Consider the following 21,754-nt stretch of genomic DNA (forward strand, 5'->3'; position numbering starts at 1 on the left):
TACATTATGCCATATGATTACCAATTGAGAAAACGGATGTGGTAAATTAAAGGGGCGTGATTTTCGCGTAAATTAGACATTCCCTTAGATGGATGATCAATTTGGAAGGGGCTTTATCATGGGTTTGAAAAGGAATATGGGGTGGAAATCACCTGTTGATTTCACTACTTATCGCTCATCAAATATGGTGAAAAAAGCTGCCGTAACGGCTTTATTAGCATCAAGTTTTACATTTAATATAGGTTTTGCAAAAGATTCAGAAGATGGAGTTTTGCAGGAAATCTATCATGTATATGCAGGAAATGAATATGTAGGTGCTATTTCAGATGAAGAAGCGGTCGATGAAATTATTGACGCAAAACAAGAAGAAATGAGCAACCAATTCACTGAACTCACGTTCACGGATGACGCAAATGTCAAAATTGTTCCAGAACAAGTATTTGACGCAACAACAAATGATGCGCAAACACTAACAAATCTTAGTGATTCCATTGAAGTGAATGCAAGTGCATTCGGTCTAGCAGTCAACGACGAGATGGCAGTCTACGTCAAAGACCGAGAAGCTTACGACAATGTGATAAAACAATTAAAACTATCAGCAGTATCCGAAAAAGAGCTCAATGAATTAGAGGCTAGAAAACAATCTCAAGAGTCTTTACCACCATTAAAAGAAAATGAAACACGAATTATCGATGTTTTATTATCCGAAAAAATTTCTGGCGTTACACAATCCGTTAAACCAGAAGAAGTGATGTCAGTAGAGGATGCAGTGACATTCTTGAAAAAAGGTACTTTAGAAGAAAAAACATACAACGTGCAAGCTGGCGATGTATTTGGATCCATTGCTTCTAAATTCAATCTCTCTGGTGACCAATTATCAGACTTGAATCCTGGAATTACGGCGGATTCTGTCTTGCAAATTGGACAAGCATTAAAAGTAACGGCTTTAAAACCACTTGTAAATGTGCAAGTAATTAAAGAGAAAAAAGTACACGAAAAAGTTGCGGCACAAAAGCAAGTAGAAGAATCCAATGCTATGCTAAAAGGCGAAACGAAAGTGAAGCAAGAAGGCGTAGATGGCGTAAACGAAATGACCTACACGATTCGTGAAATAAATGGACAACGTGTTGGTAAATCGTTGAAGGAAGAAAAAGTGTTAAAAGAAGTCAAAAATGAAATTATCGTCAAAGGAACAAAAGTGATTCCAAACCTTGGAACTGGCACGTACGTTTGGCCAACACAAGGTGGATACGTATCAAGTGGAATGGGTGCACGATGGGGAAGAACTCACCGTGGAACCGATATTGCTCGCCCTAGCGGTAACTCCATTTTCGCAATTGACAATGGAACAGTGACATTTGCTGGTTGGGACGGAACGTACGGCAACAAAATCGTAGTTAACCACAACAATGGAATGACAAGTACGTACGCTCATCTATCAAAAATAAATGTCTCCATTGGTCAAACGGTCGGTCAAGGTCAAACGATCGGTGTTATGGGATCCACAGGACGCTCCACTGGAAAGCATTTACACATTGAAATGACAAGAAATGGTGCTTTAGTAAACGCACTTTCGTATATTCGCTAATACAAAGGTGGTCAATTTCGATTGACCATCTTTCTTTTATTTCCAATTCGATACGTATCGCACCAGCAAGAATGCCATTCGTTAAAATTATTGCCCGGGAAATAATGAGGGTATTTCGCATTCGATGAAAAGATGCGAAACATGTTAAACCGTGATACAGTAAGGGTATATACGTATGTCTTGTGAAAGATAGATAAGTAGAGAGGGTGGCCCCCATGAATAAAACAATTTTAGTTGTAGACGATGAAAAACCAATTGCAGATATTCTTCAATTTAACTTAAAAAAAGAAGGGTACAATGTCGTTTGTGCTTATGATGGTGACGATGCGCTAGCGAAAGCAGAAGAAATCCAACCCGATTTAATGCTGTTAGATATCATGCTACCAAATCGTGATGGAATGGAAGTTTGCCGAGAAATTCGGAAAAAATTCGATTTCCCGATTATTATGTTAACAGCAAAAGATTCCGAAATTGATAAGGTACTTGGCTTAGAGCTTGGTGCAGATGACTATGTGACAAAACCATTTAGCACACGTGAGTTAATCGCTCGTGTGAAAGCAAATATGCGCCGTCATCAAACGGTACAAGCAGAGGAGTTAGAAGAATCGAGTAATGATATCGTTGTTGGCTCATTAACGATTCAACCAGATGCGTACTTAGTTTTAAAAAGAGACGAATCCATCGAGCTCACGCACCGTGAGTTTGAATTGCTTCATTATTTAGCAAAACATATCGGACAAGTGATGACGCGGGAGCATTTACTTCAGACAGTATGGGGCTATGACTATTTCGGAGATGTTCGAACGGTCGATGTAACGATTCGTCGATTACGTGAAAAAATTGAAGATAATCCTAGCCATCCAGCATGGATTGTCACTAGACGTGGCGTAGGGTATTATTTGCGAAATCCTGAACAGGAGTAGAAGGCATGCAGAAAGTTGGCTTTTTTAAATCAATTCACGTCAAGTTTGTCGTGATTTATATTCTTCTTATCTTACTTGCGATGCAAATCATTGGGCTCTATTTCGCAAGAGAACTAGAAAAAACGTTAACCTCTAACTTTACGACATCGATTAAAGATCGTGTAAATTTAGTGGAGTTCAGCGTGCGAGAAGAACTACTCAAATCTCGTGGAGAAGAGGATCCGACAATTGAAGAAAGCCTTCGCGATGTAGTGAATGGATTGTCTTCAGAGGACATCTTAGAAATTCGAGTCATTGACGCTCGCTTTCGAATACTTGCTACGTCAAACAATGAAAAACAAACAGAAGTTGGGCAACGTTCAACGGACGAACTCGTGCGACGTTCCATCAGCTCCAAAACAATTTTTGAAAACATAAAATTAGATGAAAATAGAGGGAAGCGAGTGTGGGTACTCGCTTCTCCTATTGAGTTTCAAGGAGAATTACTCGGAACTCTCTATTTAGAGTCCAATATCGAAACGGTATTTGAACAAATGACCGAGATAAACCGAATCCTTGCAGGGGGTACGGCAATTTCTCTTGCGATTACAGTGATTCTGGGAATCTTAATTGCCCAAACCATCACCCGACCGATTTCCGATATGAGGCGGCAAGCGCAAGCGATGGCAAAAGGAAACTTTTCTCGAAAAGTACGAGTATATGGGAACGATGAAATTGGACAACTCGCCATTGCCTTTAACCATTTAACAAACCGACTCCAAGAAGCACAATCGACAACAGAAGGAGAACGGCGCAAACTTGCTTCTGTCTTATCGAATATGACAGATGGCGTAATCGCCACCGATCGCAAAGGGCGCATTATCTTAATCAATGACCCTGCTCTTCGCCTGCTACGTGTTTCACGTGAAATGGTCCTTCAACGACCGATTGCCTCTGTGCTGGGGTTAGAAGCGAATTATTCATTTGAAGATTTAATTCACATGAAAGACTTTCTAAATTTGAACTTTAGTACACCAGAACGTCCATACATATTGCGTGCCAATTTCTCTGTCATTCAAAAAGAAACGGGATTCGTAAACGGACTAATTACGGTACTACACGACAACACCGAGCAAGAAAAAATCGACATGGAGCGTCGGGAATTCGTGGCGAACGTTTCGCATGAACTTCGTACGCCTCTGACAACGATGCGAAGTTATTTAGAAGCGCTCACAGATGGAGCGTGGCAAGATACGGATCTTGCTCCTACATTCTTAGATGTTACGCAAACAGAAACGGAGCGCATGATCCGTTTGGTGAATGAACTGCTGCAACTGTCGAAAATGGATAGCCGCGATTATGACTTAAACGAAGAGATTGTGGAATTCAATAAATTCTTCAATCGAATCATTGACCGTTTCGAATTATCCAAATCACAACATGTCCACTTTGTACGGATTATTCCGAATGAGGAATACTTCGTGGAAATTGATACGGACAAGCTGACGCAAGTAATCGATAATATTATTTCGAATGCTTTAAAATATTCGCCAGACGGAGGAAATATTCGTTTTGGAGTGATTGTGAAAGACAATTTGCTACAAGTCATGATTTCCGATGATGGAATGGGCATACCTCGGGAAAATGTCGAGCGTATTTTTGACCGGTTCTATCGTGTCGACCGTGCACGAGCTCGTTCTATGGGTGGAACGGGACTTGGTCTTGCGATTGCCCGGGAAATGATTCAAGCACACGGCGGGAGTATTTGGGCAGAAAGTGAAGAAGGCAAAGGAACGACGATTTTCTTCACGTTGCCATATGAGTTAGACGGGGTAGGTGAGTGGGAATGAAGTACATCGAACATGCCAAAAATGTCCTACTAGTCGTGCTCGTCTTACTCAGCATTTTGCTCACGTTTACGATTTGGACGTACACACCAAATTACAAAACGATTCAACCAGCACCAACCGTCGACATTTCGATTTCCAGTAAAGCAAAATTAGATGATGTCATTCAACCGTACAAAGTCATTTATCGTTTTAATGACCATTTTACTGGCACCACTTCTCCTTTTGATGTGGAGCGATTGATGAGTATTATGCAAAGCTGGGAAATTCGTGATTTACGGCAAGAACCGCAGCTCACAAACGATGCGATGAACGAAGTGTCAAAAGCACCGAATCGTTTTACAATGTTCTTCCAAGCGGATTTACCGTTCTTAAGCTTTGATGACATCGTGCCTTTTGCACCGAGTCAATTACCTGAAACAGGCTTTAATCGAATCGTCGTTGATTGGAATCGGTCGACAAGTGGCGAGATGAATATACGGTTTATTAGCAGTGAGACAGGACTAAACTACAGTGCCAAAGCGTCGAAAATTGATGGTCAAGAATTCGATCAACGCGTGATTGCATCCGCAGTGGAATTTGCGAAGTACACAGAAATTCCGCGTTCGGAAAGTCTGTCTTTCTTCTTACCCATCAATAATGTCGAAGCGATCAATTACACGTACATCTTAAAAGAAGTGAACCCGCAGAAATTCCGAGATGCACTTTTTAATGATCCGAATTTAGTTCGTCGAAGTTCGGTTGGCTTATATAACGACGAGTATTCAGATGACTCTGCGCTGATGAATGTCGATTTACTCGAACGCTCGTTTAACTACGGCTATCCTTCTGCTGAACCGATGCAACCGGGAGTTCCATCTAAGTTAATTGAAGATAGCATGGATTTCATGAACGAGCATGGAGGTTGGACGGATGACTTCCGACTCGTCCATGTCCAAGCATCCAACCAGCTCGTGGAGTATCAGCTGTATTTACTCGGCTATCCGGTATACAGTGACATGATGCCGACCAAAATCAGCACGTACTGGGGTAACGGTCGTTTATATCGCTACGTTCGACCGTACTACCAATTAGATGTATCCGTACCTTCTGCGACGGATATTACGTCACTGCCGTCTGGTACAGAAACCGTGAAGAAACTATCTGCAACAAAAGATCTCGATTTATCGGCAATTGACGAAGTGCAAATTGGCTACTACTTAACGCGTGACGATGAAAACCGAATTTTAACGCTTCAGCCATCATGGTTCACGATTACAAATGGCAGCTGGACCCGTCTGACCCATGAAAATCCGGGAGGTGCGACGTTTGGATTGGAATAAAACAAAAACCATTTTCATCATCGTCTTCTCGATTTTAAATATTTTCTTATACATTTTGTATTTAAATCGTTACAACGATGCACAAGGCGTCGAGCCCCTTGGGGAAGCGTCAGTATCGGAACGATTAAAAGCGGATAACATTAAGCTTCTTCCTACGACCGATCAGACGAAAGAAGAGTCGTACGTTTCTGGGACCGTCCATACGTTTACCGAAGAAGATGTGGAATCGTTTGAAGATACCACGTTTCAAATTGTCGAAAACACGAAAGTGCTTGCAGAGCTTTCCAAACCGTACGCGATGAATGATCTTCAAAGTAAAGCACAATGGGATGCCTTTCTCGATGAACACGTGTACCGAGGATCTAGCTACGGGCTATGGAATGTGGACACCGAAGCACGATCCGCTACTTTCTTTCAACACACCGGTGGTCGCCCATTATTTTATAACCAAAATGCGACACTTGTTGTGTATTGGAATGAAAAGAAAGAAGTCATTCGCTATGATCAAACAGCTTTTGACGATTTAGAAAAGTTCCCAGAAACTGAGGAACTCATCACCCAAGATCGCGCGATATCGACACTTTATTCCCAAAACAAGCTCGTGCCCGATTCCGCGATCACCGAAGTAAACCTTGGACTATCCACACTTGTCCAACTACCAGAAACGCAAGTGTTTGCCCCAACATGGCAAGTCAAGGTAGAATTAGAGGATGGAACCATCCATAACTTTTTCGTCAACGCAGTACAAGGCGGAATTATTGAATTTGAGGAGTAGGTAGTATGCGTTTTAGTGTTTTAGCAAGCGGTAGTTCAGGAAATGCCATCTTTGTTGAAAATGATGAGCATTCGTTTCTGATTGACGCTGGGTTAAGCGGCAAGAAAATGGACGGGCTTTTTGCCTCCATAGATCGAAGCATGAAGAACCTGACTGGAATACTTGTGACGCATGAACATAGTGATCATATTAAAGGGTTAGGTGTCGTGGCGCGGAAGTACAACGTGCCGATTTACGCGAACGCCAAAACATGGATGGCAATGGATTCCCAACTAGGTACGTTGCCACTCGATCAGAAATTCCATTTCGATATGGAAACAACCAAATCATTTGGCTCGATTAATATACAATCGTTTTCCGTTTCGCATGACGCAGCGGATCCGATGTTTTATGTCTTTGAAGAAAATGGTCGCAAGCTATCTCTTATCACCGATACTGGTTATGTTAGTGACCGCATGAAAGGTCACATTAGTGGATCGGATGCTTACGTGTTTGAAAGTAACCACGATGTCAGCATGCTGCAAATGGGCAGATATCCGTGGTCCGTTAAACGTCGAATTTTAAGCGACGTTGGACATGTATCAAACGAAGACGCAGCTATCGCGATGAGTGAAGTGATGGAAGAAAAACCAACACGCATTTACTTGTCGCATTTAAGTAAAGACAACAACATGAAAGACCTCGCGCGTATGAGCGTTACGCAAACACTTCGTTCGTGTGGCATCATCGCCGGTGAGTACGTCGATTTATATGATACTGACGCCGAAACACCTACTGAATTAGTACCAGTTTAACCTTGTCCACGTGACAAGGTTTTTTTCTTTTTGGAATGTAGTGCCTCTTTCGTGTTTCTGGCTGTGTGACAGCAGACATCCTCTAACTAGGTTGGAGTAAATTCATGAAAGCACTGCGTTATTCTAATGTGGATCGATAGAGGAATAGAATAGAGAGAATGAAAAAGAATTCTTACGGCTGCTGTATAAACAAGAAATTTCAACTTTTTTCAAAGTTTTAACCTATTTTCATCTGATTTTAATGTTCGTGGGGTAGATTATAGATAGAACCTCAAACGAAAGGAATGAGCCCTATGGGATATTACGATAATCATACACCTGGGACAGAACAAGTTCGGGTCGTAAATAAGGGAAGTAAAGCTGGATATTTTTTTACCGGATTAATCGGTGTTTTAATTGGAGCACTAATTGTCTGGATGCTTGTACCGTCACTCGGTAATGTTATGCCAGGAAATACAGGTGTTTTAAAAAGTACGAATGCGAAGCAAGAATCTGTTCAATTAAGTGCAGATATTACAACAGATGTCACGACCGCGGTTGAAACGGCGAAAGACGCAGTTGTCGGTGTGACGAATTTACAAAGCTCTCGAGATATCTTTAATCCAAGCTCAGAAGCACAAGCTGCCGGAACAGGATCAGGAGTCATTTATAAAAAATCGGATGGCAAAGCGTATGTCGTGACAAACAACCACGTCGTCCAAGACTCGGATCAATTAGAAGTAACATTATCCGATGGCACAAAAATCGAAGCGAAATTACTAGGAACAGATATCTGGACAGACCTAGCCGTACTTGAAATGGACGCGAAAAATGTCAAAAGCGTTATTGAATTTGGCGATTCAGAATCGTTAAAACAAGGTGAAACCGTTATTGCAATCGGTAATCCACTCGGACTTGAATTTTCTGGATCGGTAACAACTGGTGTAGTCTCGGGGAAAGACCGTGCCATTCCAGTCGACTTAAACGGAGATAACCAAATTGACTGGCAAGCAGAAGTACTACAAACCGATGCTGCGATTAATCCAGGAAATAGTGGTGGTGCACTCGTTAACTTAGCAGGACAACTCGTTGGTATTAACTCCATGAAGATTGCGCAAAACGAAGTAGAGGGTATGGGACTTGCCATTCCAGTAGATAGTGCAATTCCAATCATCGAAGACTTAGAGTCATTTGGAGAAGTAAAACGACCAACAATGGGTGTTACATTAGTGGATGTGATGAACGTATCCGCTATGGCGCAACGCGAAGTTCTACAATTACCAGAAGAAGTGAAAAGCGGTGTCGTCATTGATCAAGTAGTCGAAGGCTCACCAGCTGGAAAAGCGGGACTTAAACAGTATGACGTCATTGTCGAAATGGACGGCGAGAAAATTGAAGACAGTATCGCTCTACGTAAACACTTATATAGTGACAAAGAAGTTGGAGACAACATGACCATGAAAATTTACCGCAAAGGTGAATTGATGGAAGTGGAATTGAAACTTACAGATAATACGGCGTTATAAACGACATGTGGATAACTTATCTCGTTTACAAATCCGTAACATGGCGAGTGGAGAGGGACAACAGTCCCTTTTCCGCTCGTTTTTTCTTTGTTACAATAAGTTGTGGATAAGTAACTGTAATTTGTGTATAACTATGTGGAAAGATTCGGAGGAGTAAAAATGGAATTCAAATGTTGTTTAGCCCATGTGGATACAGGGATTGACCGATTTGTCGCAAATGAAAAAACGTTCCCAATCCTAACAGAACTTTCAGAACAAGAAAAGTTGTCCACAACGTGCGAATTTTGTGAAGAGCCCGCAACATATTTAGTAGCGAACGAATGATCGGCCACTATATATAGATTCGGCTTGTGGATATGTTGATAAACTCTGTGGATAGCTTGTTTGTAAATTTAATGTAAAGGGGATAACCTGTGAATATCACCATTATCACCGTTGGAAAATTAAAAGAAAAATACTTAAAAATGGGCATCGACGAATACGTCAAACGACTCGGTTCCTATGCCAAAATGGATCTTATTGAAGTACCTGATGAAAAAGCCCCGGAAAATCTTAGCGAAGCCGACATGCTACTCGTCAAACGTAAAGAAGGCGAACGCATCCTGGCAAAAATCGCACCCGATGCTCACGTCATCGCCCTCGCCATCAATGGAAAAATGAAATCATCCGAACAACTAGCAGAAGACATCAACCAACTCATGACTTACGGCAAAAGCAAAATCACCTTCGTCATCGGAGGATCGTTGGGGCTAAGTGAAGAAGTGTTAAAAAGATCGAATGAGCAACTGTCGTTTGGGAAAATGACATTACCGCATCAATTGATGAAATTGGTATTGGTGGAGCAGGTGTATCGAGCGTTTCGGATTATAAAGGGAGAACCTTATCATAAATAAAAATCCGGATTCCAGTGCAAGAAGATTTATATGTAAATTTACAAAATATTTTCATGTGCTGGATCGTGGATTTGAGGCACGACAGAAAAAAGTAATTTAATTCGGATGAGTAAAATTCTTCAAAAATTATTGCCTATCTAGTAGATATATTAATAAGTAAAAAGTTTCACGCAAAACAAATTTTAATGTTGAAATGACAATGATTGTACCTATCATTTTACCTTGCCTTCACTCGATTAACGTGATATCAAATTTCATGTTATCTAGATGCCAAACATCCGCATCCGTATTCGAGTACACAATGACTTCCACTTTTTGTCCTTCCTCATAGCCATATAAAGATGCAACAGGTATTTCGTACGTGGCTAAATTCCCTCCACTAGCTGGAGTTCCTTCAATGAGCAACATTTCTTCTTCTTGAATGACTTCCTTTATCGTCCCGTTGATTCGAAAATCTTCGGTGAAGGAAGTAGAAGTGCATCCTGAAACTGTGACACTAAGAAGTAGGAGAAGTATATACGATAATTTCATTTAAAGGAGTCTCCAATCTAGTAAATTCCAGCATAGGACCAGTGATATTTTTGACCAGTTTGGTGTGTGACTTTGAAACCCACTTTCTCAAGTACTCTTTTAGAAGCGGCATTATCAAGATCACAAGTTGCCACAATCGATTGCACATCGGCAAATTTATTGCCCAATTGCACAAAGCCTTGCCCATCTCTGTCGCATAACCATTACCCTCGTATTCTGGTACAATGCTATATCCAAGGTTCATTTCTCCTGCATCATTTGGTCCACCTTTAAACCCCATATCGCCGATAATCGTATTCGTTCGTTTAAGAATAATAAGACCTTCCCACTCATTTTCTTCAGGAAAATTCTTGAATCGTTCAATCTTATAAGGAAAGAATTGTTTGTATACGTCAAGAGGATACCCCGGTACAATCTCATAAGGAACTAATTAAATTAAATCAGGATGTTTCGTTAAAAAAGCTTCCATTATCTCCGACTTAAAGGTAATTAATTTCAATCTTTCTGTTTCTATATTAAGCACTTTCAATTCCCCCCAAAAAAGGTAATCATATTTTTGAATGGTTGTAAATTTCTGAAAAATGAAACAATCAGGTTTTTATGTGTTACCATTAATTGTAAAGTTAAAAGATTATTTTTAAAAATAAATTTCACAAATGATTCGGTTATTTATAAAATTTTTTTATTAATATTTATTGTGAATTTGAACTTATACGAAGCAGTAGGTAATAGAAAGGAAGTAAACGTAGTGTTTTTTTCATTCTTTAAGAAGAAAACGAAAGATAGTACGAATAACGAATTTAATAAGAAATCTATTCCGACTAAAAAGAAAAATAGTGTAAGTGCATCAAGAAAAGGTGAATTAGGAGAATACAAAATTGATATTCAGTTAGATCAGCTACCTGCTCCTACTAAACACTTATCAGACATCATGGTGAAAAATCCAAAATCGCTTTCAGGATTTTCTCAGATTGATCACGTTGTTATTACAACTCACGCAATATTTGTAATCGAGACGAAAAATTATCAAGGCACAATATATGGAGCGAAAGAACGAAAAGAGTGGTCGGTAAACGGTAAATTTAAAATGATGAATCCTTTTTCCAAAACTATGGCCACATTCAAATTTTGAAGCAACTACAGGGCAATAAATATAATGAGAGATTCATCTCGATGGTCTCATTCACGAAACGATGTACTTTTAAAGTTGAAGACGATATGAGAAAAATAACTTCAAGTGACTTACTGGTTTACGATGTGGAACTCTCTGAATTTATTAATAGAAAAATGAATGTCTTAAAATTTCAAAAAGAGATAGAACCTCTGACCATTGGAGAAATTGAAGAAATTTCAACAACAATTAAACAAGCCAACATAGAGGACATAAGCGAAAGAGAATTACATAATACCGCGATTCAAAATCGCAATATTAAGAGAGAAGATATGAAGTTTACATGTGTCATTTGTAATAAAAACGTTACTCAAAAAGTAGCGGCTTTTTGTGAGTCTAATAAAAAATTCCAAGGTAAGATTTATTGCTTTGAGCATCAAAAGTTGCTTTCAAAATAAAGTTTTTTTGTTTTCTGAGATTAATCTACAATATAAATTAAAAAAACTTTCGTAAATGTATGAACTACAATAATAGTTTATTAGAATCGCGTACGAACTAAATTTTGTTATAATTATTAAAAAAAGGTAATAATAGGTGTCCTAATGTCCAAAATAATTGATTATAGAGATATTGACTTAAAATCAGAAGTTATTAAAAAAATTAATAGTTTTAACAAAACTAGAAATAATCGCATTGAAATGAGCAAAAGACTTAATAATTATAGTGACAAATGGAAATTTATATTTTTCTTTTTAAACCTTGAGGCTGTATTTTTTATACTTTTGTCACTTGGGGGAGAATCTTTAAATATCTTCTTTGGACAAAGTAATTTCGCATTAATCTCAGGGGGATTTTCGATTTATGTAATCTTGCTTCAATATTATATTAGTGAATTAAATTACAGAGAAAGAGCTTTAAAATCACATTCTCACCAACTAGAAATTGAAGATCAAATACTAAAATTGAAGAGCATTTTAATAGACTTAAAATGCAATAAAGAAAATAAAAATTATGAAGAGAGAAAGAGTTATTTTTTAACAATTATGGAGAATTATCAGCTTATATTAAAAAACAATGAAAACCATGAGTCTATAGACAACATAAAAAGACTCTCAAGAGATAATGAAAAGATTAAAGTATTAGACTATACTACTGACAATATTTTGTTAAGTTTCAATAAAATATTCATTTTTATTCCCATTCTTATTTTGGTAATAATAGTATGGTAATTAGAGAGAAACTAGATATTAGTTTATTAACGATATCTTATATTAAAGCCTTATCCCAAAAAAAAATTTATAATATTCAATCGATATCTTTAAAAAATCTTTTTTTCTATAGCTCGGATAAATCAATTAAACAAGAACTTGATAAAAATGTTCATAATTTCTTTAAGCACAATGAAATTATATTAGCTCGTGATTTTCTTTTTAAAAATGATTCGTTTACACCGAGAAGTATGTACCTAATTAGTCCAATTTATTATGCATATTATACAAAATTAGTATTTAATGTATCTCTAAAATTAAAAAGACATGACACAGAGATTGTTAATTTTTCAACTAATCATATGGAAACATTTTATTCAGGAATTTTAGAATTTACAAATCATAAAGATAAAATTGATAATAATGCTATCTTTAATAAAAGTTACAATCTTTTTCGACAAGAAAGAGAAAAATATTTTGATAAACATGTCATTAAGGTAGATATTAAAGATTTTTTTAATTCGATTTCAACAAAAATATTAATAAACAAATTAAAAAATCGTATTGGTGAATGCTATGAAGTGACTGAATTAGAGAAATTTTTCTTATATTGTGATTTTAACACTTTACCACAATTTCACTATTCAATTGCTTCGTCATTACTCTCACAAATTTACCTGTTAGATTTTGATGAAAAACTTTCGTTACTATTGCAAGAAAATAAATTGAATTTAATACGCTTCGTTGATGATATGTATATTTACAAAAAATCAGGAGAGTACAAATTGAATGAAGTAAATAATCTAGTAGACAATATCAACTCATTACTTTGGTTTGACGGATTGGTGTTAAATTCCTCTAAAACGAAATTGCTTAAGCCAGAACAAAATGAAGAAAGTTTTAAATTGATTGACATCGTTTCAATGAATGAAACAAGTTATTCGAGTGAAAAATTAATTGATGATAAAGCTAATGAAGTAATAAATAGTGGCGGGCTGGTAGAATTTATAAGTATATTAAACGAAATGTATAAGAAAGACGGAATTTATATCCAAGAATATCTAAAATTATTAGATAAATATCTTTCAGTTAACGGTGGAGACAGTAATAAAGTCTTATCAAATATTATCTTTACAGAAAAATGGAAAAGATTAAATTATAGAGATTTACTTTTAATTTCTAAAAAATGGAATTATATTTTTTTTAATCCATCACAATTCACTGTTTTATATATATTAGTAAATCGTTATTTGGAGAATAAAAAAATTGTGGATGGAAGTAACATCAAACGTGTATTAAGTTATATGTATAAAAAGGATCAATTAAAATTTAGAGACTCTATGGTTGTCATAGGATATTTATTTCAAAATAGAAAAAAAAATAAAAATCTTCTAAAAAAAGTAGAATATTTAAATAAAGACTATGTAGATTTCATAAATAAGTATTTGAAAAAACTTTAAATACCAAAGAAAAAATTTAATGGAAGAAAGTAACTCTAGTCAATTCAAATCAAACGGTGAGCAAATCAATATTTACATAGTAAGCGCCACTAAAGATATGAACAAAATTTTTGACGAATATATATATAGAGAAATTTAAGTAAATTTGAAGGAAATGGAAGGAATCAGATTAGAAATGAATTTTTTATGAGCCCATCTTTTTTAGATAAGAGTTTTTCAAATGTCAAAGCCCTGCAATTATGTTGACCATTCAACATCTTTACAGGGCTTTTTTCTTATGCATGATAATTTAACTTTCTTAAAAGCACTTTCTCCAAATTCTCCACCATTTTATACATTATGGTCGCCATAATGACGATTATACATAGTGCTAAAAACACGAGGTTGAAGTTGAAGATTTGGAAACCTGAGATGATTAAGTAGCCGAGACCTTGTGAAGAGACTAAGAATTCTCCTACGATAACGCCAACCCATGACAACCCTACATTGACCTTTAGCGTAGAGATAATAGATGGTACGGAGGCTGGCAAGATAACGTGTTGAAATGTTTGCATTCGACTTGCTTGAAAGAGCTCCATCACTTTCACATAGTTTTTATTAACTTGTTGAAAAGCGGAGAAGATCACGATGGTGGAGATGACGACTGAGATTAAGACTCCCATGACGAGTACGGAAAAGATGGTCGGGCCAAAGATGACGAGGATTATAGGTCCAATCGCTACTTTTGGCATTGCGTTGAGTACGACTAAATAGGGGTCTAACACTTTTGCTGCTGTGTGCGAGGACCACAATCCAAAGGCAAATAATGTACCAAGTAGGGTCCCGAGAATGAAGCCAATGATGGTTTCAAAAAGTGTCACTAGAACATGAACATATAATGTACCATCCACTATTTTCGACACAAACAATTTCGAGACGGCTAATGGACTACTAAAGATTAATGGATCTAGTAGTCGGTAATGCGTAGTAATTTCCCATGTAGCAAAGAGTGCAACGAGTAAAAAGAGTTGGAGAAATTGAATGCGTTTTCGTTCTTGTTTTTGCGATTGTCGAAAATTTTCATGTAACGTTTTCATATCCATTCGCTTCGAGCTCCTTCCAAATAGTTTGGAATAAAGGCTGAAACAAGGGGGAATTTCTGGCTTCAAAAGGAGCTAGATTCCGAATTTCTTCCGGTATATCAAAGACTTTTAAAATGGTACCTGGGCGGTTACTAAATAGATACACTCGGTCACTCATCGCAATTGCTTCTGCGATATCATGTGTTACGAGAATGGCAGTCTTCTCGAGTTGTTGGATTGTCTTTGCGACAAAATTCTCGAGGAGTAATTTGGTATAAAAATCGAGAGCCGAAAAAGGTTCATCTAATAGGAGTAACCGTGGTTGTACGGCAAGTGTACGTGCAAGAGAAATGCGTTGACGCATGCCGCCGGAAAGCTGTGCAGGGTAAAAGTTAGCGGTATGGGTGAGTTGAAAGCGACGCAGTAAATCGTCGACGATTTCTGTGTCTTCTCGGTTTTGTAGACGTAAGCCAAGGAGAATATTTTCCTTGATCGTTTTCCATGGAAACAAGTAATCCTGTTGTAGCATATACCCAATCTCAGATGGTGAGATTTGTTGTGTGAGTCTGCCAGAAGTAGGTTTGATTAAATTTGCAATGATGGAGAGAAGGGTCGATTTTCCACACCCACTTGGACCGATGAAAGAAATGAAATCTCCTTCCTCTATGGAAAATGAAACATCTTCAAGAGCGACGGTATAACCTTCTTCGGAAAAAAAGATATGTTGAAGAGATGATGCTTCAATTAGACGCACATTACTTCACAACCTCTTCTGCAAAGGTTCGATTTACTAATTTGGTGTAGTCTGGATCTGTTTCAAGTTTATTCGCTTCTTTCATTACTTGTAACAAATTCTCAAATTCATTTTCATCAATGATTGGATCCTTTGCATAGGACGCTTGGTCACGATAACGCTCGACTACTTTTTCAATAAGCGCTAAATCGGTGTCTTCAAAGTAAGGTGCAATCGCTTTTGCGACCTCTGTCGCGGAACTTTCGTATACCCAGTTTTGAGCTTTATAAAGAGCGCGTGTAAAACCTTCTATCAGCTCTTTATCACCTAGCGTACTTTCCTTCGTCATAAAGACTGTATAAGGAATTGCCCCAAGTTCTTCTCCAAAAGAAGCCACAACGGTTCCCATTCCTTGTTCTTCAAAAATGCTAGCGGTTGGTTCGAAAAGTTGAACAAAATCCCCTGTACCAGATGCAAAGGCATTTGGAATATTGGCGAAATCCACATTTTGAATAAGCGTTAAATCTTCTTGCGGATTGATGCCGTTATTTTTCAGTACGAACTCACCAGCCATTTGGGGCATTCCGCCTGCACGTTGTCCTAAAAATGTTGTCCCTTTTAACATGTTCCAATCAAAGTTTTCAACCTTTTCACGTGAAACTAAAAAAGTACCGTCTGTTTGCGTTAATTGAGCAAAATTGACCACCGGATCATTTGGGTTTTGGCCAGCCACATAAATAGACGTTTCCGCACCGATTAACGCGATATCGACCCCGTCAGATAAGAGGGCAGTCATTGTTTTGTCTCCGCCGGGTATGGTGGTCACGTCGATCGCTAATCCTTCCTCTTCAAAAAAGCCCTTCTCAATACCGGCATATAAAGGCGCGTAGAAAATCGAACGTGCTACTTCGCCAAGTTGAACTTCCTTCACTTCTTCTTTCCCACAAGCACTTAACATTAAAATCATAGCGATTAAACCTACCGTGCCTTTCCATTTCACTTTCATGTACCTTCTCTCCTTATGATATGTACTAGCGTATGCCAGGCACGTGAAATTGGTGTTTGACCCAAAAGGGTAGTGAAAAGTTCTATTTTTACGAATGGTAGCATTATCAGAGCTTGTTTTTAAAATTACCCAAAACAAATTCTACTTACTAACACTGACTAAAAATAAGCGGGAACTGTTTTACAATGGCAGCGGTAATAGTGTCTGACATCCCCAGAGCCTGTTCTTGAATTGTGTCATATTCGGCAATCCCTTTTTGATAGTCTTTATTCATCATCAACACAGCTTCCATTTTTGTTAACTGTAAGTGGCGGTAAAACATCGTGCGAAATTCACTTTCCGAAATGAAAGGATTAATGTGATGTAAGAAAGAAGCGACTTGATCCGCATTGAGATACCAGTTTGTTTCGGCAGTAGTAGCTTCCTGTTCATTCCCCTCTAGAGCGGCCTTCACAAGATCACCAGCTATTTCTAAGTGCTCTCGAATTAATGCACTGTACATATCTGCGATTTGATCTCCATATAAAGGTCTCAGTAAATTTCCCATGTCTGTAGCATTTTGAAGCAACCGAGCAGTTACCATGTCAACATCAGGTAGGTTAAATACCATACTGATAATTGTCATTCTCGTCCACGCAACGTGCTCTTCCCAAAGACTACGCATGTTTTCTTTTAGCTCTACCTCGGCTGCGCATAAACATTTGCTAGAACTTAAGGAAATGGGTAAATAAATCATTTGCCCAACATATAAAGCACAAGGATTTACTCTAGGATTTACCGCGACAATATCATGCACGGAAAGATTATATCGCTGTGCTAACTCCCAGTAAGTATCTCCGGGTTGGATGGTATAACTAGAAACATTCATCGAGTGATGAAGCATATTAATTTCTACTCCTTCTTCATGAACTTTCATGTGCGCATGCACTTCACCCTACAATGTATTCAACGAAGTAGTTTTCGGTGTTAGTAGCGAAATAAAAGACGTATAAAGAAATAAAAAAGCTAATTAAAAGAATCTTCACCTTAAATATACATTTGAATTTGAAAAATTCTGATTTTATAACATCCAAATGTTGGAATGATGGTACACTTATTAGGGGGGATAAATATGACTGAATTTAAAGAGAAAGTACTATCATTAGATAATCTAACGATGAAATATGACAATAAAATTGTACTAAATGGCATAAATCTAGATGTGCATCAAGGTGAGATAATTGGCTATATTGGACCAAACGGCGCAGGGAAAAGCACGACGGTTAAAATCATGCTAGGTCTTGTGGAAGGATATCGAGGAACGGTAGAGATTTTCGGACAAGATATTGCTAATGGAGACATTTCGTATAAGAAAAAAATCGGCTATGTTCCGGAGAATGCAGAGTTATATGAAACACTTACACCACGAGAGTATCTAACCTTTTCTGGAGAATTATATGGACTTGACCGCAAAGTGGCAGAAGAAAAAGCACATGAGTTAATGAAAAATTTTGAGTTAGATCACGTGTTTGATAGCCGTATTTCCTCCTTTTCCAAAGGAATGAAACAAAAAGTGCTCATTATATCGAGTCTATTGCATGATCCAGTGTTATTATTTTTCGATGAACCACTTAGTGGTCTCGATGCAAACAGTATGTTAGTAGTGAAAGAAATGATTGCTCTACTTGCTGCACAAGGAAAAACCATTTTTTACTCTTCACACATTATGGATGTAGTCGAGAAGATTAGTACACGAATCATTTTATTAGTGAACGGGAATGTTGTAGCAGATGGAACGTTCGCAGAGCTAGTCTCGAAAAGTGAACAAGGATCATTAGAAGAAATATTTAATCAGTTAACTGGTTTTAATGATCACCAGCAGATTGCCGAGCGTCTTGTTCGTACAATGGCTGGAGGAAGTAAGCATGAATGATTTTCGAGTGCTGAGAATAATGGATGTTTTTCGAAAATTATTTTTGATAATGGGCATTGACTACGATATCATGCGTAAAATTCTTCAAATGAAGCTAGTCATGGATGACAGACGTGTTCCGACTATTTTTGAAGGGGAAAAAAGCGAGAAAGAGTCAAAAAACTTTATCAAATCTCTAGGCGTTTATGCACTTTACGGCCTTATTTTAATTCCCTTTATTGTTCTCCAAGCGAATTATATGATTTCGTTAAGTTTTGTTTTTGGGATTACTCTATTTATTTTACTGACGACAATGATTTCGGATTATTCCAGTGTCTTACTTGATTTACGGGATAAAACAATGTTAAACACCAAACCAGTGAATAACCGAACAATCCAAGCGGCAAAAACCATCCACATCTTTCTTTATATCGTCGCTATAACAGGTGCTTTCGTTGGTATTCCTGTGGTTGTTAGTCTATTCAGGCATGGTCCAATCTTTGCGAGTATCTTTCTTACTGCTTTGATGCTTATCAGTTTGTTTGTGATAGTACTTACAGCTTTTCTATATTTACTTGTCTTGAAATTCTTTGATGGTGAAAGATTAAAGGACATTATTAACTACACGCAAATTATTCTAAGTGTTGGCGTGTTTTTAGGATATCAATTGATTAGTAGGTCGTTTAATTTCTCTGATGCAGGTTTTAACTATCAATTTGATTGGTGGAATTTGTTTATACCAGCTTTTTGGTTTGCAGCTCCATTTGAATGGCTTTTGGGTGGCAACACTTCCAATGAAATTAAGTTGCTATCCGCATTCGCGGTGATCATTCCATTACTATCTATCGTTGTATATGTGAAAATGATGGCGTCATTTGAAAAAAATATTCAAAAGTTAGCGGCACATTCTACTACTAGCAAGAAAAAAATTAGAAGTTTGAACGATTTATTGACACCTATAGTGAATCGTTCAAAAGAGGAACGAGCACTGTACCGTTTCGCATCATTCATGATGGAGAAAGATAGAGATTTCAAATTGAAAGCTTATCCTGGCGTTGCATTGACACTTTTTATTCCGTTAATCTTTATTGCGAATGAAATGAGTTTTCGGACATTAGAAGGAGTGTCAGAAGGGAAAGGGTTTCTAATCATTTACATCAGTAACTTTCTGATGACGTCTATCATTTCGTTCCTTCAATTTTCAGGGAATTATCGAGCAAGCTGGATCTTCCAAACGGTTCCTTTGGAACGCGTGACGACCATATATAATGCGACGTATAAGGCATTTCTTACGAAATTTTACTTGCCGATATTTCTAGTATTAAGTATCTGCTTTACGTGGATATTTTCTGTTTCCGTCATACCACATCTGATAATTGCATTTCTTTCAGGGATTGCTCAACTAATTTTGGTCTATCGATTATCGGACAATGAACGTTTTCCGTTTTCTCGATCATTTAAAACGATGAAAGAAGACAACACAGCGAAAACATTGCTTCTTTCCTTATTAATCGGTCCATTTGTTATCGTGCATTACATAATTCTTGCAGTTCCATACGGAGTTCCAATCTATTTGAGCTTGTTAGTAGTATTAGTAGTTGTAGGATGGAAAGGCACTTTCTCAGCACTTAGAACAGCGAGGTAAAGAACCGGAAAAAAGACGATAAGAGATACGAGGGAGAAGGACATGTTTGGATTTTGGAAGAAATCTTGTGCAATCTGTAAAAGGAAAGTAGAACCTTTACGTATGTTTCGAAATGACAAAGGGGAAGTGCTGAAGGTTTGTTTAGCATGCAGTGAGTATGCAGAGAGACGAGCTTATAAAAAAGTGCTGTGAGAATGGAAATTATTTTGAGAGAAAGAACAAATAAAAAATGGAAGATTGAATAGGAGAGGTAAATGATGAAGACAAATCTAAAATCTCTTGTTTCTCTGGCTTTCGGTGTATTATCTATCCTAACGCCATTGGTCGGAATAATTTTTGGATTTGTTGGTATTACGTTTGCGAATCAATGTATAAAAGAGGTCAAGGAACGCGAGGAAATTGGAAAAGAATATGCAGATATTGCTAAAAAATTAAGTGTCATCGGGATTATCATTCAGATAGTAAGAATATTTATTGCGTTAGTAAGTTTGAGCACTTTATATTAAGGAAATCCAGAGAAATTTGTAAGAAACCCCGTTGAAGGCAAATAGAAACTTTCACTGTTTTTTTCTTGAACTTGCAGCACTTAATTTAAATGTAACTGATACAAACTAAAAAGCTGCTCTCCATGATTTTTCCATCACGAAAGGGCAGCTCATTTTTATGAAGCAATTACTTCTTTTTGCTTTCTTTTGTTGACGAGATTACCTAATCCAACAATTAATAAAACAAAAGCAATGGGGATAATATATTCCAATACTGGCCAAGTGCGTTCTACAAACAGATGACCATATTTATCATCGACCATCATTTTACCAGCGGTATAGGCAATGATTGCCGATCCAATCCACACGAGTAACGGATATTTATCCATTAAATTCATGATAAGTTGGCTACCAAAAATAATGAGTGGCACGCTTATAGCTAGTCCAATGACAATTAAGACAATGCTTCCTTCTGCAGCGCCTGCAATTGCTAGTACATTATCCAAACTCATCACTAAGTCAGCAAAAATAATCGTACGAATCGCTCCAAAAAGCGAGGTAGAGGAGTGTAAATCCGGATCGTCATTCGCCGATTTGATTAAATCAAACGCGATATACAGCAATAACAGTCCGCCAATAATCTCGACAAAAGGAATTTCTAACAGATAGACTGCTGCAAAGGTAAGTACCACTCGCAGTCCCAAAGCACCAATTGTTCCAATGAAAATGGCTTTTTTTCGTTTATCTTCCGATAATTTCCTACTAGCAAGCGCAATAACTACTGCATTATCGCCACTTAGTACGATATTAATCAATACAATTTCGAGTAATATTCCGAAGAAATGTGCGTCCATTTAGTCAACTTCTTTCGATTTTGTTCTGTATCTCCTATCCCATCATACTCTTCCTGAAAAATCTTTCAAGCTATTGAAAATCAAAGAGAGCTGCGAAAACCGGAAAGTGCATCTTTCATTCTCAAGTAGAATTGCTCTCTATT

The 21,754-nt window shown here is 37.5% G+C and carries 22 protein-coding genes and 1 pseudogene; 16 read left to right on the plus strand and 7 right to left on the minus strand.

Going from position 1 to position 21,754, the window contains the following annotated elements:
• Positions 1–118: 118 nt before the first annotated feature.
• The 9 genes from D3873_RS00390 to rlmH all read left to right on the plus strand — a co-directional run bounded on the left by D3873_RS00390 (position 119) and on the right by rlmH (position 9,626).
• On the plus strand, positions 119–1,588 hold the full coding sequence (locus D3873_RS00390; protein ID WP_119882146.1) for a M23 family metallopeptidase: 1,470 nt from the start codon (positions 119–121) through the stop codon (positions 1,586–1,588).
• Positions 1,589–1,803: 215 nt separating this feature from the next.
• The gene (yycF, locus tag D3873_RS00395; RefSeq protein ID WP_119882147.1) at positions 1,804–2,511 is read left to right on the plus strand and encodes a response regulator YycF; all 708 of its coding nucleotides are present in this window, start codon (positions 1,804–1,806) and stop codon (positions 2,509–2,511) included.
• Positions 2,512–2,516: 5 nt separating this feature from the next.
• Positions 2,517–4,340 carry a cell wall metabolism sensor histidine kinase WalK gene (gene walK / locus D3873_RS00400; protein WP_119882148.1) on the plus strand — a complete coding sequence of 608 codons (1,824 nt, stop codon included), beginning with the start codon at positions 2,517–2,519 and terminating at the stop codon, positions 4,338–4,340.
• Positions 4,337–5,659, plus strand: a complete 1,323-nt coding sequence (locus tag D3873_RS00405) for a YycH family regulatory protein (protein WP_238473794.1) — start codon at positions 4,337–4,339, stop codon at positions 5,657–5,659. Before walK ends, D3873_RS00405 begins: the two co-directional genes overlap by 4 nt.
• Positions 5,646–6,434, plus strand: coding sequence for a two-component system regulatory protein YycI (locus D3873_RS00410; protein ID WP_119882150.1), 789 nt, complete (start codon positions 5,646–5,648; stop codon positions 6,432–6,434). The genes D3873_RS00405 and D3873_RS00410 overlap by 14 nt, the downstream gene beginning before the upstream one ends.
• Before the next feature lie 5 nt (positions 6,435–6,439).
• A complete protein-coding gene (locus D3873_RS00415; protein ID WP_119882151.1) occupies positions 6,440–7,228 on the plus strand; it encodes an MBL fold metallo-hydrolase in 789 nt (262 codons plus the stop codon).
• Between the two features lie 293 nt (positions 7,229–7,521).
• Positions 7,522–8,733, plus strand: a complete 1,212-nt coding sequence (locus D3873_RS00420; RefSeq protein ID WP_119882152.1) for a S1C family serine protease — start codon at positions 7,522–7,524, stop codon at positions 8,731–8,733.
• 159 nt (positions 8,734–8,892) lie between these two features.
• Positions 8,893–9,057 carry a CxxH/CxxC protein gene (locus D3873_RS00425; protein ID WP_119882153.1) on the plus strand — a complete coding sequence of 55 codons (165 nt, stop codon included), beginning with the start codon at positions 8,893–8,895 and terminating at the stop codon, positions 9,055–9,057.
• A gap of 89 nt (positions 9,058–9,146) precedes the next feature.
• The gene (gene rlmH, locus D3873_RS00430) at positions 9,147–9,626 is read left to right on the plus strand and encodes a 23S rRNA (pseudouridine(1915)-N(3))-methyltransferase RlmH (protein ID WP_119882154.1); all 480 of its coding nucleotides are present in this window, start codon (positions 9,147–9,149) and stop codon (positions 9,624–9,626) included.
• A gap of 228 nt (positions 9,627–9,854) precedes the next feature.
• On the opposite strand, the gene D3873_RS00435 is transcribed toward rlmH, so the two are convergent.
• Both D3873_RS00435 and D3873_RS13685 read right to left on the minus strand, forming a co-directional pair.
• Complete coding sequence (locus tag D3873_RS00435; protein ID WP_119882155.1) at positions 9,855–10,157, minus strand: hypothetical protein; 303 nt, start codon at positions 10,155–10,157, stop codon at positions 9,855–9,857.
• 17 nt (positions 10,158–10,174) lie between these two features.
• Positions 10,175–10,572, minus strand: a pseudogene (locus D3873_RS13685) (GNAT family N-acetyltransferase).
• Positions 10,573–10,905: 333 nt separating this feature from the next.
• On the opposite strand from D3873_RS13685, the gene D3873_RS13530 reads away from it, so the two are divergent.
• From D3873_RS13530 to D3873_RS00455, 4 genes are all read left to right on the plus strand, one after another.
• Entirely contained in the window at positions 10,906–11,289 is a 384-nt protein-coding gene (locus D3873_RS13530) for a nuclease-related domain-containing protein (RefSeq protein ID WP_238473795.1), read from the plus strand.
• A gap of 86 nt (positions 11,290–11,375) precedes the next feature.
• The gene (locus tag D3873_RS13535; RefSeq protein ID WP_238473796.1) at positions 11,376–11,726 is read left to right on the plus strand and encodes a hypothetical protein; all 351 of its coding nucleotides are present in this window, start codon (positions 11,376–11,378) and stop codon (positions 11,724–11,726) included.
• A 144-nt stretch (positions 11,727–11,870) separates the two neighbouring features.
• Positions 11,871–12,497 (plus strand): SLATT domain-containing protein, encoded by a 627-nt coding sequence (locus D3873_RS00450; RefSeq protein WP_119882157.1) that lies wholly within the window; start codon positions 11,871–11,873, stop codon positions 12,495–12,497.
• The gene (locus D3873_RS00455) at positions 12,491–13,936 is read left to right on the plus strand and encodes a reverse transcriptase domain-containing protein (protein WP_119882158.1); all 1,446 of its coding nucleotides are present in this window, start codon (positions 12,491–12,493) and stop codon (positions 13,934–13,936) included. The genes D3873_RS00450 and D3873_RS00455 overlap by 7 nt, the downstream gene beginning before the upstream one ends.
• A gap of 275 nt (positions 13,937–14,211) precedes the next feature.
• On the opposite strand, the gene D3873_RS00460 is transcribed toward D3873_RS00455, so the two are convergent.
• The 4 genes from D3873_RS00460 to D3873_RS00475 all read right to left on the minus strand — a co-directional run bounded on the left by D3873_RS00460 (position 14,212) and on the right by D3873_RS00475 (position 17,652).
• Positions 14,212–15,012 carry an ABC transporter permease gene (locus D3873_RS00460; RefSeq protein WP_420798996.1) on the minus strand — a complete coding sequence of 267 codons (801 nt, stop codon included), beginning with the start codon at positions 15,010–15,012 and terminating at the stop codon, positions 14,212–14,214.
• Positions 14,996–15,751: an ABC transporter ATP-binding protein gene (locus D3873_RS00465; protein WP_119882160.1), complete on the minus strand. Its 756-nt coding sequence runs from the start codon at positions 15,749–15,751 to the stop codon at positions 14,996–14,998. Before D3873_RS00465 ends, D3873_RS00460 begins: the two co-directional genes overlap by 17 nt.
• Position 15,752: 1 nt before the next feature.
• Positions 15,753–16,736, minus strand: coding sequence for an ABC transporter substrate-binding protein (locus D3873_RS00470; protein WP_119882161.1), 984 nt, complete (start codon positions 16,734–16,736; stop codon positions 15,753–15,755).
• 148 nt (positions 16,737–16,884) lie between these two features.
• Complete coding sequence (locus D3873_RS00475; protein ID WP_238473797.1) at positions 16,885–17,652, minus strand: LysM peptidoglycan-binding domain-containing protein; 768 nt, start codon at positions 17,650–17,652, stop codon at positions 16,885–16,887.
• A 195-nt stretch (positions 17,653–17,847) separates the two neighbouring features.
• On the opposite strand from D3873_RS00475, the gene D3873_RS00480 reads away from it, so the two are divergent.
• The 3 genes from D3873_RS00480 to D3873_RS00490 all read left to right on the plus strand — a co-directional run bounded on the left by D3873_RS00480 (position 17,848) and on the right by D3873_RS00490 (position 20,778).
• Positions 17,848–18,648 carry an ABC transporter ATP-binding protein gene (locus D3873_RS00480; protein WP_119882162.1) on the plus strand — a complete coding sequence of 267 codons (801 nt, stop codon included), beginning with the start codon at positions 17,848–17,850 and terminating at the stop codon, positions 18,646–18,648.
• Positions 18,641–20,272, plus strand: a complete 1,632-nt coding sequence (locus D3873_RS00485) for a hypothetical protein (protein ID WP_119882163.1) — start codon at positions 18,641–18,643, stop codon at positions 20,270–20,272. Before D3873_RS00480 ends, D3873_RS00485 begins: the two co-directional genes overlap by 8 nt.
• A gap of 257 nt (positions 20,273–20,529) precedes the next feature.
• Positions 20,530–20,778: a hypothetical protein gene (locus D3873_RS00490; protein ID WP_119882164.1), complete on the plus strand. Its 249-nt coding sequence runs from the start codon at positions 20,530–20,532 to the stop codon at positions 20,776–20,778.
• Positions 20,779–20,933: 155 nt separating this feature from the next.
• On the opposite strand, the gene D3873_RS00495 is transcribed toward D3873_RS00490, so the two are convergent.
• Positions 20,934–21,611 carry a TerC family protein gene (locus tag D3873_RS00495; RefSeq protein ID WP_119882165.1) on the minus strand — a complete coding sequence of 226 codons (678 nt, stop codon included), beginning with the start codon at positions 21,609–21,611 and terminating at the stop codon, positions 20,934–20,936.
• Positions 21,612–21,754: the final 143 nt, after the last annotated feature.

Source organism: Paenisporosarcina cavernae, assembly GCF_003595195.1.
Classification (GTDB): Bacteria; Bacillota; Bacilli; order Bacillales_A; family Planococcaceae; genus Paenisporosarcina; species Paenisporosarcina cavernae.

What these genes read in the sequence shown, in the direction of transcription:
- D3873_RS00470 (WP_119882161.1), bottom strand. Translation starts at nt 16,736, where the DNA reads ATGAAAGTGAAATGGAAAGGCACGGTAGGTTTAATCGCTATGATTTTA.
- D3873_RS00475 (WP_238473797.1), bottom strand. Translation starts at nt 17,652, where the DNA reads ATGAAAGTTCATGAAGAAGGAGTAGAAATTAATATGCTTCATCACTCG.
- D3873_RS00415 (WP_119882151.1), top strand. Translation starts at nt 6,440, where the DNA reads ATGCGTTTTAGTGTTTTAGCAAGCGGTAGTTCAGGAAATGCCATCTTT.
- D3873_RS00450 (WP_119882157.1), top strand. Translation starts at nt 11,871, where the DNA reads ATGTCCAAAATAATTGATTATAGAGATATTGACTTAAAATCAGAAGTT.
- D3873_RS00420 (WP_119882152.1), top strand. Translation starts at nt 7,522, where the DNA reads ATGGGATATTACGATAATCATACACCTGGGACAGAACAAGTTCGGGTC.
- D3873_RS00490 (WP_119882164.1), top strand. Translation starts at nt 20,530, where the DNA reads ATGAAGACAAATCTAAAATCTCTTGTTTCTCTGGCTTTCGGTGTATTA.
- D3873_RS00485 (WP_119882163.1), top strand. Translation starts at nt 18,641, where the DNA reads ATGAATGATTTTCGAGTGCTGAGAATAATGGATGTTTTTCGAAAATTA.
- D3873_RS00390 (WP_119882146.1), top strand. Translation starts at nt 119, where the DNA reads ATGGGTTTGAAAAGGAATATGGGGTGGAAATCACCTGTTGATTTCACT.
- D3873_RS00405 (WP_238473794.1), top strand. Translation starts at nt 4,337, where the DNA reads ATGAAGTACATCGAACATGCCAAAAATGTCCTACTAGTCGTGCTCGTC.
- D3873_RS00435 (WP_119882155.1), bottom strand. Translation starts at nt 10,157, where the DNA reads ATGAAATTATCGTATATACTTCTCCTACTTCTTAGTGTCACAGTTTCA.
- D3873_RS00425 (WP_119882153.1), top strand. Translation starts at nt 8,893, where the DNA reads ATGGAATTCAAATGTTGTTTAGCCCATGTGGATACAGGGATTGACCGA.
- D3873_RS00495 (WP_119882165.1), bottom strand. Translation starts at nt 21,611, where the DNA reads ATGGACGCACATTTCTTCGGAATATTACTCGAAATTGTATTGATTAAT.
- D3873_RS00455 (WP_119882158.1), top strand. Translation starts at nt 12,491, where the DNA reads ATGGTAATTAGAGAGAAACTAGATATTAGTTTATTAACGATATCTTAT.
- D3873_RS13535 (WP_238473796.1), top strand. Translation starts at nt 11,376, where the DNA reads ATGAGAAAAATAACTTCAAGTGACTTACTGGTTTACGATGTGGAACTC.
- D3873_RS00460 (WP_420798996.1), bottom strand. Translation starts at nt 15,012, where the DNA reads ATGAAAACGTTACATGAAAATTTTCGACAATCGCAAAAACAAGAACGA.
- yycF (WP_119882147.1), top strand. Translation starts at nt 1,804, where the DNA reads ATGAATAAAACAATTTTAGTTGTAGACGATGAAAAACCAATTGCAGAT.
- D3873_RS00480 (WP_119882162.1), top strand. Translation starts at nt 17,848, where the DNA reads ATGACTGAATTTAAAGAGAAAGTACTATCATTAGATAATCTAACGATG.
- walK (WP_119882148.1), top strand. Translation starts at nt 2,517, where the DNA reads ATGCAGAAAGTTGGCTTTTTTAAATCAATTCACGTCAAGTTTGTCGTG.